Consider the following 11,975-nt stretch of genomic DNA (forward strand, 5'->3'; position numbering starts at 1 on the left):
AATAGAGTAGATGTTAAAAATTGGAGATAAAAAATTAATTAATGGTTGGGCATTTTATGATTGGGCAAACTCTGTATATTCTTTAGTAATTAGTTCTGCTGTTTTTCCAATTTATTACTCAGGTTTGACTACTTCTGAAGGTTTTGCAAATACAGAAGGACAAATTACATTTTTAGGAACATTATGGAATCCTACAACTTTATATAATTATGCATTAGCTTTCTCATTTTTAATTGTAGCTTTTATTTCTCCAATGCTTTCTGGTATTGCAGATTATGCAGGTAATAAAAAGAAGTTTTTAAAAGGATTTTGCTTATTAGGTTCTATTTCTGTAATGTGTTTATTTTTTTTTACAGGAAAAGAAACACTTTGGGTAGGTATTGTTTTTAGTATTTTAGCGAGTATTGGTTTTTGGGGAAGTATAGTTTTTTATAATGCTTATTTACCAGAAATTGCATTACCAGAACAACAAGACAATGTAAGTGCAAAAGGTTTTATACTTGGATATTGTGGTTCAATTATTTTATTGTTGATTTGTTTAGTTTTAATAGAAACAGAGGTCTTTGGTTTTTATGATAAACAATTTGGATCTCAATTATCTTTTCTTTTAGTTGGTCTATGGTGGTTAGGTTTTGCACAAATAACATATGCAAGGCTTCCAAATGATAAAAAAAAGAAACTAGAAAAAGATAATTACTTTACAAAAGGTTTAAAAGAAATAAAAAAAGTAGGTAAAGAATTATTTAGTTATCCTGAGTTAAAAATATTTTTAATTTCATTCTTTCTGTTAAGTGTTGGTGTACAAACAATTATTTTAATGGCTGGTATTTTTGGTACCGTTCTTGGTTTGCCAACGCTAAATTTAATTGGAACCATTTTGTTAGTTCAAATTGTTGGTATTATAGGTGCTTTTTTATTTTCTAGGTTGTCTAATAAAATTGGAAATATAAAATCATTAAAAATTGCTATATTAATTTGGGGTGTTGTTTGTTTTATAGGTTTTAATTTAACAAAAGAAACACCGAATATAGATATGTACTTTTATATTTTAGGGGCATTAATAGGTTTGGTTTTAGGGGCAATTCAATCTTTAGCAAGGTCTACATATTCTAAATTATTACCAGATACAGATGATACAACATCTTATTTTAGTTTTTTTGATGTTACAGAAAAAATAGCATTAGTTATTGGTATGATTACTTATGGCGCCTTAATTGCAATTACAGGTTCTATGCAATGGAGTATTTTATGTTTAGCAATTTTCTTTTTAGCATCTTTTATTGTGTTAAGTACTATTAATAAAACTAAATATGTAAAATAAAATATTCTATTGGTAAATTATATTTTCAGATAAATAATTTTATTTTTTATTATAATTATCGGATAACATATTTTTAAAATAATTAAGTATAAAAATTAAAAAGCAGCTAATTAATTAGCTGCTTTTTATCAAAAAAATAATAAAGTCTTATTCAACAGTAATGTCAAAAGTAACTGATACATCTGTACTTCCACCAGCATCTTCAGCATTATTTTCATTTGGTTTTGTTGGTTCATGTTTTAAAACGATAGTTAAACTACCAGTACCAGCACTACTAGTTGTTAAAGTAGTTTCAATTCCTAAAGAGTCTCCGTTTTCATCAGTATCAGTTTTTTCGATACTTAAACCAGAAATATCAGTAGTATAGAAAAATTCATGTTCATCACCTTCTGCTTCTACTTCTTCAGTTATATCTTCTGCTGGAGATTCTGTTTCATTTAACAACTCTACAACGCCAGTATAAGTTGTATTAGCAGTTAAAGCTCCTGAAACTGTATAAACACCATCATTTCCACCTTCACCATCAATATCTTTAAAAGTCAAAGTAACTACGTCTGTACCATTTGTTAAAGTATAATTTACAGTTGTAATTAACTCTTCTTCATGATCATGGTCATCATCATCATGGTCATCAGAACAAGCTGTAAAGGTTAGAGCTGAGATAAAAAATATAGCTAATAATTTTGTGATTTTTGTTGTGTTTGTAATTGTCATAATTTTTAATTTAATAATTTATTTTAATTTTTAGGTTATAGTTTCTTCCTAAATCATCAGTAAAATATCGTAATCTATTTAAATGCTCTCTGTAAGATACATTGAACATATTTTCTATATTGAATTCTAATTTTAAACTCCCTTTGTTAAATGTTTTAAATACTGCTGATGTATTTAAACTAAATAACGAATAACTAGGTGGTGTTGAACTTATATCTACAAAAACATCTTCTTGTAATGTAGCATTGTATGTATAAAAGTTGTAATCTGGAAATCGGTTTTGTTGCAATATGGTTTTATGGCTTAAACTAATTGTTAATTGATTTAAGCTTTCGTTTACATAAGACAAGCGATTGCTAAAATTTGTAGCAGGCATGTGTATTAAAGGAATATTATCTGTAAGATTATCTCCTTGTAACAAGCTTAAACTACCAACATAATTTAGAGTATTGGTGATTTTTTTATTGACATCAATATCAACTCCAAAAATTTGCGCATCTACTTGATTGTATTGCCATATAGGAAAAGCACCTCTAATCGTGGTTGTAATTCCTACAGGAATTAACTGAATAAAACCTTTAATATGTTTATAATAAGGGCTAATTACAAAACCAAAATCAGTATTGCTTTTCTCTAAAGAAACGATAAAATTATTAGCAATTTCTTTATCTATAGTTAATAAACCAGTTTCTATTCTTGCAGCACTATGATGTAAACCATCACTAAATAATTCAGATGGATTTGGAACTCTAGACGCTAATCCATAATTGGCTAATAAAAAAATATTATTATTAAATTTCTTAGACAATCCTAAACTTGCAGATATGTTATGATAACTAAATTTGGGATTGGTAGGTATATCTGTACCATCTACTTCACCATTTTCAAATTCAGCAAATAACTCATCATAATTATAAGTTTCATTCCAATCTGTAATATTGTACTCTTTTGTGGCATTTATATGAGAAAAATCATAACGAATACCAGTACTTATTTTAGAGGTTTCATTCAAATTATAATTTCCAATTGCATAGAAACCTGTATCAAATTTATCAAAATCAGGAATTAAAGGACTTGTACCTGTTCCAGAAATTGCATCATTTTGCTGATAACGAACCAATAAACCTGTATTTATTTTTAGATTATCAAAATAATCTATTTGTAAATCAGATTGTAAGCTGTTTGTAAATAAACGCAAATCAATAACTGGTGTATTCTTTAAATCTCCTCTTCTTAAATCAAATTCTTTACGTCTGTTAATTTGAAAATCATATTGAGCAGTTAGCTTACCAAAACCTTTATAACGCTTATAAGCTTCAATTTTTCCAAGATGATGTACAATAGCTTGTTTAGGCACATTAATATCGTAAGAAAAATCTTCAACAACTCTTGGTTCGTTGCTGTTTATTGCATTTACCAAATCGTTAACATTACCTATGTGCGAAGACTGTAAAATACCAAACTCGTTATTTACATAACTGTAATAAGCATCAAAACCTTTTTCGAAACTATTGTAACCTAAACGTAATGAACCATTTAAACTTTTAATGCCACTATTGGTTAAGTTGTAATTTGCGGCTTCAAAATCTCCAAATTGTCTATAATTGGCTTGAAGTTTTGTATAAAATCCTGATTTATATGTTTTAATAATTTCAGAATTTATATTACCACCAAACCCATTTGAATTAAAAGAAGTTAAAGTATTACCAAACAAACTATCTTTTATCGCATATTTTTTTGGCTTTAAAAGAATTAGACCTCCAATAGCATCACTACCATATTTTAAAGTGTTTGCTCCTTTTATTACATCAATTCTATCGCTAGCATTAATATCAATATTAGGTGCATGTTCATCTCCCCATTCTTGGTCAAACATTCTTACATTATTATTAATAATTAAAAGTCTGCTACTATGTAAGCCATGAATCATTGGTTTTACAATAGAATTACCTGTATTTAAGGAAGATACACCGCTAATTGTGTTTAAAGCATTTCCTAAAGATTTATCGGAAAATTGCTCAATAACACCTTTTTTAATGGATTGTTCAACACTTGATTGCTCTGTTTTTGTGTTTGTTTTTACAACAACTTCGTTTAGTTTTTCTAAATGATGCTCTAAAAAGATTTCTTTCTCAATGTTTTTATCTAGGTCGATTGTAACTTGCTTTGTTTCGCAAGAAATATGTTTAATTTCTACAATTATCTGTCCTTCGCATAAATTATCAATTTCAAAAATTCCATCTATATTAGATGATGTAAATCTGTTTAAATTTATGATAGCTACAGATGCACCAATAATTGGTGTTTTGTCGTGAAAATCGATAATTTTACCCTTAAAAATAAGGTTACAATCTTGTGCTCTTGTGTTTGTATATATACAACACAAAAACATACTGAAAAGAAATAGTCTTCGCATTTTAGTTTTCTATGTTCAAAAAAAAAGAATTTTAACTTTGAATATAAAGAGGTGGACCTCTTAGAGAAAACGATAATCGATAATGATTTTTTAAGAAACTATATTTTATACTATCACTGTTTAAAATGATAGTTTTAGTTAAAATGTTAAAAGAATCTGTTGCTAGAAAAGAACTACTTTGTTTATAAAGATGTAAGTTACAATCTAAATCTTTTTGATGAATATGTTGTTCTACTTTTGAAATACATACAGCATGTTCATGATTTAAAATATCATGAACTGAATTAATAACAATTGGCAGAAAGAAAACTGCCAATAGAAAAATACCAATATGTTTTTTAAAAGTTTTAATATTATTTTTTCTTTATAATTCTTAAATCAAAACACTTTTACACTTAATCAGTAAAACGATTGTAAAAATACAAATAACCTTTATGAATATCATAATAGATGTTAAAAATTATTGTATTATTTAAATAAAAAGTTTCTGTAATCTCCTTAATCTAATAAAAAATTAAAATTTAGAGTGGAACAACATTTCCATTTATTTTACTTTGTAAATTGTGCCTTTTTGTTTGAATTTAGAAAAACCAATTTTAACAGTAAAATCATAAGAATCTTTATAAATCTTATTGATTTGAACATACATCGGTTCTTTTTGTAACTCCGTTTTTGGATTGATAAATTTTAAGGTGTAAAAGAAATTATTTTTCCATTTAATAGATAAAGTATCAACATGATTTCCATGTTTACTTATTTGTATAGAGTCTTTTCTGATAATTGTTTCTTTATCAAAACTTTTACCAGCAGGTATTTCAAAAACTCCAACTTTAAAACGATCAGAATTGTCTTTAAATTCAGATTTACAAGATGTTAAATTTATACTTATAAGAAGTAAGAAACAAGAAATAATAAATAATCTTGATTGATTTAGTTTTTTTAATTCTTGTTTCTTGTTTCTCATAATTCTTTGATTCTAAAAAAAAATTAAATTCCTGTATAATTTGCAGGCGTAATTGCTTTTAATTCTTCTTTTATTGCTGATGAAACTTCTAAAGTATCAATAAAATTGGCTATTGAATTCTGATTGATTTTTTCATTAGTTCTTGTCAAACCTTTTAAAGCTTCATAAGGATTAGGGTATGCTTCACGTCTTAAAATTGTTTGAATAGCCTCAGCAACAACAGCCCAATTATTTTCTAAATCATCTTCAAATTTTTGTTTGTTCAACAACAATTTATTCAATCCTTTTAAGGTTGATGTAAAACCAATTATTGTATGTCCAAAAGGAACACCAACATTTCTTAAAACTGTACTATCTGTTAAATCACGTTGTAATCTAGAGATTGGTAATTTTGCAGAAAGGTGTTCAAAAATTGCGTTTGCAATTCCTAAATTCCCTTCAGAGTTTTCAAAATCAATAGGGTTTACTTTGTGTGGCATTGCAGAAGATCCAACTTCACCAGCTTTAATTTTTTGTTTAAAATAATCCATAGAAACGTAGGTCCAAAAATCTCTATCTAAATCTATGATAATTGTGTTGATACGTTTTAAAGTATCAAATAAAGCAGCCATATGATCGTAATGCTCAATTTGAGTTGTTGGAAAAGAGTGGTGTAAACCTAACTTTTCTTGTACAAAAGTACTTCCAAATTCTTTCCAATTTATTGTTGGATAAGCAACTTTATGTGCATTATAATTACCAGTTGCACCACCAAATTTGGCAGCACTTGGTATGTCATTTAATAAATTAAATTGTTCTTTTAAACGAACTACAAAAACATCAATTTCTTTTCCTAATCTTGTAGGAGATGCAGGCTGTCCATGTGTTCTTGCCAACATAGAAATATCTTTCCATTCAATTACAAGCTCTTGTAATTTTTCTAAAACTTCAAAATATTGAGGCACAAAAACATCATTCATTGCTTCTTTAATAGAAAGCGGAATTGCTGTATTGTTAATGTCTTGAGAAGTCAGTCCAAAATGAATAAACTCCTTGTGTTTTTGTAAACCAAGAATATCAAATTTTTCTTTGATAAAATACTCAACAGCTTTTACATCATGATTTGTAATTTTCTCAATATCTTTTATTTTTTGAGCATCATCCGCAGAAAAATCTTTATAAATAGTACGTAAATCTTCAAATAAATCAGTATTAAAATCCCTTAATTGTGGCAAAGGAATTTCGCATAAAGCAATAAAGTATTCGATTTCTACTAAAACTCTATATTTTATAAGTGCTTCTTCAGAAAAATAATTAGATAATTTTTCTATTTTACCTCTGTAACGTCCGTCAATAGGAGAGATTGCGTTTAGTTGTGTTAAGTTCATTTTTGTTGTGTTGTTAATTGCAAAAATAGTGAATTCATCAGATTTATAATGTAGTTTTTCTATGTTTTTCAATCAAATCTAAAATGTATTTTCCACGTGCTTTTGTGCCTTTACTTTCAAAGATTATTTTAGTTTCGATTAAATGTTTTAATTCTGGATGAACCCAATCTTTTTCCAATCCAAAAAAGTACAAAGCATTCATGGTATAAGCTCTTACGGCTATTTTTTGTGGTGTAATTAACCAATCAAAACCAGTTTCTATAATTGTATCTATATGATGAGTTGTAAGGTGTTTTTTAACTTCATTATTAGTTTTAGCATAATATGCATTTGCCAAATGTTCGCAAATTTTAGCACAAGGTCTAATTGCGCTATCAAACTGTAAAGTATTTATTTTTGACGTAAACTCATCTAAATGAGGAATTATCCATTCTAAGTTATGGTGCGTGCAAATCCACTCTAAAATCCAAGCTGCTTTTATAGAAACTTTATTTTCTACATCAAAAGTAATGGTTACCAAATGTTTGAAAAAAATGTTGTTTTCAAGAACAATATTTGCCACCCTTTGCCTGTTTTCTCTTTTAGGGTTTTCCATATTATTTAACTGTTCTATTACATAAAGAAGGCTCATTTTGGTTTGTTTAATGTATATTTACTTTGAAATTTATAAGAAATGATAAATATAAAAAGACTGTTTTTTGTTTTTGCTTTTATGGCATATTTTTTTTCTGTAGATGAAATAATTGCTCAGAAAATCAATCAATTTGATGTAAATAAAAAAAGAACTGGGGTTTGGAAAAAATATTATCCAAATAAAAGAATACGTTATTCAGGGCAATTTAAAGACGGAAAAGAAATTGGTATTTTTAAATTTTATGATATTTCAACATCTAAAAATCCAACAATAATAAAAAAATTTAATATTGATAATGATTCTGTTTTTGTTCAATTTTTCAAATCAAAGGCTATATTGGAATCAGAAGGATATATGATAGGAAAAAATAGAGTTGGTAAATGGAAATACTTTTTTGCGGATGGAAAAATTTTATCCGAAGAAAATTATAAAAATGGTTTATTAGATGGTAAATTTATTAATTTTTATCCTAATGGAAAAACTGTAGAAAAATCATTTTATAAAAACGGATTGAAAAATGGAGTTTCTGAAAAATATTCAAGTGCTGGAGTTTTAATTGAGTCTGTAGAATATATAAATGATAAAGAAAATGGTAAAGCTAAGTATTTTGATTTAAAAGGAAACTTAAAAGAATCTGGTATTTATAAAGATGGAAAAAGAGTAGGTAAGTGGGAGTATTATTTAGATGGTGAAATTATTGACGAAAAAAAAGCCACTAAAAAGAAAATTTTTATAAATAAAAACTAGACTTTTATAAAGTTCTGTTTAGTATTTTTCTAAATAACGAAGATAAAAATATTAAGGATATTTTAATTTTTTCAAATAGAACAATTCAATCTACTTATCAATTCTTTCAATCTATATTTTACTTTCAAATTTGTAACTTTACCGCCTTAAAAATAAAACATGAAACGAGTAGTTGTTGGTCTTTCTGGCGGAGTAGATTCTAGTGTAACAGCACATATATTAAAAGAACAAGGCTTTGAAGTTATTGGACTTTTTATGAAAAATTGGCATGATGATTCTGTTACTATTTCAAATGAATGTCCTTGGTTAGAAGATAGTAATGATGCAATGATTGTTGCAGATAAATTAGGAATTCCGTTTCAAGTAGTAGATTTAAGCGAGCAATATAAAGACAGAATTGTAGATTATATGTTTGCTGAATATGAAAAAGGACGAACACCGAATCCTGATGTTCTTTGTAACAGAGAAATTAAATTTGATGTTTTTATGGATATTGCTCTAAAACTTGGAGCAGATTATGTTGCAACTGGTCATTATTGTAGAAAAGGCGAAGAAATTATTGATGGAAAACCCGTTTATAAATTATTGGCTGGTAAAGATGTAAATAAAGATCAATCTTATTTTTTATGTCAATTATCTCAACAGCAATTAACCAAAGCTTTATTTCCAATCGGTGAATTAACAAAACCAGAAGTAAGAGAAATTGCAAAAAAAGCAGATTTAATTACTGCAGAAAAGAAAGATTCTCAAGGTTTATGTTTTATTGGTAAAGTGAGATTACCAGAATTTTTACAGCAGAAATTACAACCAAAAGAAGGGGTTATTGTAAATATTCCTTCAAATTTTTCTGATTACACAAAATCAGTACCAAAATTTGAAAATAAACAAGCTGAATTAGAATATTTTTCAACTAAATATACGTATCAAAAAGAAGATGGGAAAACGGTTGGTAAACATCAAGGAGCTCATTATTTTACTAAAGGTCAGCGAAAAGGGTTAAATGTAGGTGGTACAAAAGAAGCTTTATATGTAATTGAAACTGATGTAGTAGAAAATGTAATTTATACAGGTGAAGGTAAACAACATAAAGGTTTATATAGAAATGTATTGTTTGTAACAAATGAAGAAATCCATTGGATACGAGAAGATTTAACTTTAAAAGTTGGAGAAACTATGGACGTTGAAGCAAGAATTAGATATAGACAAATATTAGAAAAAGCAACGTTATATAAAGTGGAAAACGGTTTGTATGTAGAATTTCAGAATAAACAATCTGCAATTCAAGAAGGACAATTTGTTGCTTGGTATAAAAATGAAGAATTGCTGGGTTCTGGTGTTATTTCTTAAATTTGATTCATGACAAATAAAATTACAAAACTTTTTAAAATACAATATCCTATCATTCAGGGAGGAATGGTTTGGATTTCTGGTTATAAATTGGCATCTGCTGTTTCAAACGCAGGAGGTTTAGGTTTAATTGGAGCTGGGTCTATGTATCCAGAAGTTTTAAGAGAACATATTCAAAAATGTAAAAAAGCTACTGATAGACCTTTTGGTGTAAATGTACCTATGTTATATCCTGATATTCAAAAAATCTTGGATATTATAGTTGAAGAAGGTGTAAAGATTGTTTTTACATCTGCTGGTAACCCAAAAACTTGGACAGCTTTTTTAAAAGAAAAAGGAATTACTGTTGTACACGTTGTTAGTTCTGTAAAGTTTGCATTAAAAGCTGAGGCTGCTGGAGTTGATGCAGTTGTTTGTGAGGGTTTTGAAGCTGGCGGACATAATGGTAGAGAAGAAACTACTACTTTTACTTTAATACCAATGGTAAAAGAACAGGTAAAAATACCTGTAATTGCTGCTGGTGGAATTGCAACAGGAAAAGGAATGTTAGCAGCTATGGTTTTAGGCGCTGATGGAGTACAAATTGGAAGTAGATTTGCTGCTACTAAAGAATCTTCTGCTCATATTAATTTTAAAAATACAATTGTTGGTGTTAAAGATGGGGATACACAATTAACCCTCAAAGAATTAGCACCGGTTCGTTTGGTAAAAAATAAATTTTATAACCAAGTTCAAGAATTATATCAAAAGAACCCATCTGTAGATGAGATAAAAGAGTTATTAGGTAGAGCTAGAGCAAAAAAAGGAATGTTTGAAGGTGATCTAGAGAATGGAGAATTAGAAATTGGTCAAATAGCAGGAATTATTCATCAAATTAAACCAGTTAAAGAGGTTATAAAGGAGATAATATATGAATATAATTATGTTAAATCACTGGTTGTCAGTATTTAAATTATTTTTTTATAAATAAAACTAATTATTTTGCTCTATTAAAACTAATGGCATTATATTTGTAATTCAATAAAAGGTTGTTAGTAATTAAATTAACAACACTATAATTTTTTTAAAATGAGTAAAGGTACCGTAAAATTTTTCAATGAATCTAAAGGATTTGGATTTATCACTGAAGAAGGATCAAACAAAGAACATTTTGTACATGTGTCAGGATTAATCGATGAAATTCGTGAAAACGATGAAGTTGAATTTGACTTACAAGATGGAAGAAAAGGATTAAACGCAGTAAACGTAAGAGTATTATAATATATATATTATTACACTAGTTAATTTTTTATCTAAAAGCCTATCAAATTTGATAGGCTTTTTTTATTGTTAAAAAATATTTTTATGAATAACGGAAATAATAGAATAAATATTAAGATTGGTTTAAAAGTAGAAATTGTTCAAAAACCACATCAAAGATCTGGGCAATTAACTATAGGTATTGTATCTAGAATATTAACAAATTCAGCAACTCATCCTCACGGAATTAAGGTACAACTAGAATCTGGATTAATAGGAAGAGTTAAAAATATTCTTTAAAATTAATTTGCAGGTATTTTAATTTCGTATACTTTTCTACTTTTATTATTCAATTTGTTTTCTCTTAACCAAGGGTTAAGAATTTTAAATTCTTTATAATTTAAATTGAATTTTTTAGCAAAAGAAGCAATATTGGTTATTGCAGTATCCACTTTGATAGTTCTAGTTTTTTGTGCAGTGTATAAATCTTCTTGATCAAAAATAAAACCATATTTTTTAGGATTGCTAATAATTTCTTTAAGAGCTAAAATTCTAAAAATATAACGTTCAGTTTCATCAGGTAATAGTGCATCATAATAATTTGAAACACCTTGTTCATTAAGTCTTTTAGAAACACCATAATTTCCGGCATTATATGAAGCAGCAGCTAATGTCCAAGAATTAAATTTCTTATAAGATCTTTTTAAATATTCGGCAGCAACTTTAGTAGATTTTTCAATATGATATCTTTCATCTACATTTTTATTAATTTCTAAACCATATTCTTTACCAGTAGTTTTCATAAAGTGCCACATACCAGCTGCACCAGCTGTAGAAGTTTCATCAATAAAACCACTTTCTGCTAAAGCTAAAAACTTAAAATCATCTGGTAAACCATGTTTTTTTAATAAAGGTTCTAAAATTGGAAAGTATTTATTAGCTCTTTTAATTAATAATAAACCATTTGATTGCCAGTATGTATTTGCTAATAACTCTCTATCCATTCTTTCTTTAACATCAGGTATTTCAAGCGGAACTATTTCACCTGCAAGATTTAAATTATTAGGTACTTTTAATGCTTTTATTTTGTAATCTTTATGAGTATTTGTTGTAGGGTCAACATCAGATTTATTAACAGCATTTATAAATAAAAGTGTAATAATAGTAACAATTAATAAAGATAAAAAGCGGATCGTTTTATTCATAGTCAATAGAAATTTTAAATA

General features: G+C 27.4%; 13 protein-coding genes. 6 read left to right on the plus strand and 7 right to left on the minus strand.

All coding sequences use genetic code 11. The features are described 5' to 3' along the window. Positions 1-10 precede the first annotated feature (10 nt). Positions 11-1,321 carry an MFS transporter gene (locus Q0733_RS09170; RefSeq protein WP_298781638.1) on the plus strand — a complete coding sequence of 437 codons (1,311 nt, stop codon included), beginning with the start codon at positions 11-13 and terminating at the stop codon, positions 1,319-1,321. 147 nt (positions 1,322-1,468) lie between these two features. Here the strand turns inward: Q0733_RS09170 and Q0733_RS09175 are convergent, their stop codons facing one another. From Q0733_RS09175 to Q0733_RS09200, 6 genes are all read right to left on the minus strand, one after another. Further along, positions 1,469-2,035, minus strand: coding sequence for a type 1 periplasmic binding fold superfamily protein (locus Q0733_RS09175; RefSeq protein ID WP_298781641.1), 567 nt, complete (start codon positions 2,033-2,035; stop codon positions 1,469-1,471). Positions 2,036-2,045: 10 nt separating this feature from the next. Then, the gene (locus Q0733_RS09180) at positions 2,046-4,451 is read right to left on the minus strand and encodes a TonB-dependent receptor (RefSeq protein ID WP_298781643.1); all 2,406 of its coding nucleotides are present in this window, start codon (positions 4,449-4,451) and stop codon (positions 2,046-2,048) included. A gap of 31 nt (positions 4,452-4,482) precedes the next feature. After that, a complete protein-coding gene (locus Q0733_RS09185; protein WP_298781646.1) occupies positions 4,483-4,767 on the minus strand; it encodes a hypothetical protein in 285 nt (94 codons plus the stop codon). Positions 4,768-4,995: 228 nt separating this feature from the next. Then, the gene (locus Q0733_RS09190; protein WP_298781648.1) at positions 4,996-5,415 is read right to left on the minus strand and encodes a hypothetical protein; all 420 of its coding nucleotides are present in this window, start codon (positions 5,413-5,415) and stop codon (positions 4,996-4,998) included. 23 nt (positions 5,416-5,438) lie between these two features. Next, positions 5,439-6,782 carry an adenylosuccinate lyase gene (purB, locus tag Q0733_RS09195; protein WP_298781896.1) on the minus strand — a complete coding sequence of 448 codons (1,344 nt, stop codon included), beginning with the start codon at positions 6,780-6,782 and terminating at the stop codon, positions 5,439-5,441. Between the two features lie 43 nt (positions 6,783-6,825). After that, positions 6,826-7,413 carry an adenylosuccinate lyase gene (locus Q0733_RS09200; protein ID WP_298781650.1) on the minus strand — a complete coding sequence of 196 codons (588 nt, stop codon included), beginning with the start codon at positions 7,411-7,413 and terminating at the stop codon, positions 6,826-6,828. A 42-nt stretch (positions 7,414-7,455) separates the two neighbouring features. Between Q0733_RS09200 and Q0733_RS09205 the strand changes: the two genes are divergently transcribed. From Q0733_RS09205 to Q0733_RS09225, 5 genes are all read left to right on the plus strand, one after another. Then, entirely contained in the window at positions 7,456-8,163 is a 708-nt protein-coding gene (locus Q0733_RS09205; protein WP_298781652.1) for a toxin-antitoxin system YwqK family antitoxin, read from the plus strand. A gap of 159 nt (positions 8,164-8,322) precedes the next feature. Further along, positions 8,323-9,510 carry a tRNA 2-thiouridine(34) synthase MnmA gene (mnmA, locus tag Q0733_RS09210; RefSeq protein ID WP_298781654.1) on the plus strand — a complete coding sequence of 396 codons (1,188 nt, stop codon included), beginning with the start codon at positions 8,323-8,325 and terminating at the stop codon, positions 9,508-9,510. 9 nt (positions 9,511-9,519) lie between these two features. Further along, positions 9,520-10,461: a nitronate monooxygenase gene (locus Q0733_RS09215; protein WP_298781657.1), complete on the plus strand. Its 942-nt coding sequence runs from the start codon at positions 9,520-9,522 to the stop codon at positions 10,459-10,461. 117 nt (positions 10,462-10,578) lie between these two features. Then, positions 10,579-10,770: a cold shock domain-containing protein gene (locus tag Q0733_RS09220; RefSeq protein WP_298781660.1), complete on the plus strand. Its 192-nt coding sequence runs from the start codon at positions 10,579-10,581 to the stop codon at positions 10,768-10,770. A gap of 84 nt (positions 10,771-10,854) precedes the next feature. Next, a complete protein-coding gene (locus Q0733_RS09225; RefSeq protein ID WP_298781663.1) occupies positions 10,855-11,049 on the plus strand; it encodes a YwbE family protein in 195 nt (64 codons plus the stop codon). A gap of 2 nt (positions 11,050-11,051) precedes the next feature. Here Q0733_RS09225 and Q0733_RS09230 read toward each other — a convergent pair whose 3' ends face one another. Continuing rightward, positions 11,052-11,954 carry a lytic transglycosylase domain-containing protein gene (locus Q0733_RS09230; protein ID WP_298781666.1) on the minus strand — a complete coding sequence of 301 codons (903 nt, stop codon included), beginning with the start codon at positions 11,952-11,954 and terminating at the stop codon, positions 11,052-11,054. Positions 11,955-11,975: the final 21 nt, after the last annotated feature.

This window comes from uncultured Polaribacter sp. (genome assembly GCF_947500975.1).
Taxonomy (GTDB): domain Bacteria; phylum Bacteroidota; class Bacteroidia; order Flavobacteriales; family Flavobacteriaceae; genus Polaribacter.

Coding starts and splice junctions, on each gene's coding strand:
- Q0733_RS09170 (WP_298781638.1), top strand. CDS start 11: ATGTTAAAAATTGGAGATAAAAAATTAATTAATGGTTGGGCATTTTAT.
- Q0733_RS09175 (WP_298781641.1), bottom strand. CDS start 2,035: ATGACAATTACAAACACAACAAAAATCACAAAATTATTAGCTATATTT.
- Q0733_RS09180 (WP_298781643.1), bottom strand. CDS start 4,451: ATGCGAAGACTATTTCTTTTCAGTATGTTTTTGTGTTGTATATATACA.
- Q0733_RS09190 (WP_298781648.1), bottom strand. CDS start 5,415: ATGAGAAACAAGAAACAAGAATTAAAAAAACTAAATCAATCAAGATTA.
- purB (WP_298781896.1), bottom strand. CDS start 6,782: ATGAACTTAACACAACTAAACGCAATCTCTCCTATTGACGGACGTTAC.
- Q0733_RS09200 (WP_298781650.1), bottom strand. CDS start 7,413: ATGAGCCTTCTTTATGTAATAGAACAGTTAAATAATATGGAAAACCCT.
- Q0733_RS09205 (WP_298781652.1), top strand. CDS start 7,456: ATGATAAATATAAAAAGACTGTTTTTTGTTTTTGCTTTTATGGCATAT.
- mnmA (WP_298781654.1), top strand. CDS start 8,323: ATGAAACGAGTAGTTGTTGGTCTTTCTGGCGGAGTAGATTCTAGTGTA.
- Q0733_RS09215 (WP_298781657.1), top strand. CDS start 9,520: ATGACAAATAAAATTACAAAACTTTTTAAAATACAATATCCTATCATT.
- Q0733_RS09220 (WP_298781660.1), top strand. CDS start 10,579: ATGAGTAAAGGTACCGTAAAATTTTTCAATGAATCTAAAGGATTTGGA.
- Q0733_RS09225 (WP_298781663.1), top strand. CDS start 10,855: ATGAATAACGGAAATAATAGAATAAATATTAAGATTGGTTTAAAAGTA.
- Q0733_RS09230 (WP_298781666.1), bottom strand. CDS start 11,954: ATGAATAAAACGATCCGCTTTTTATCTTTATTAATTGTTACTATTATT.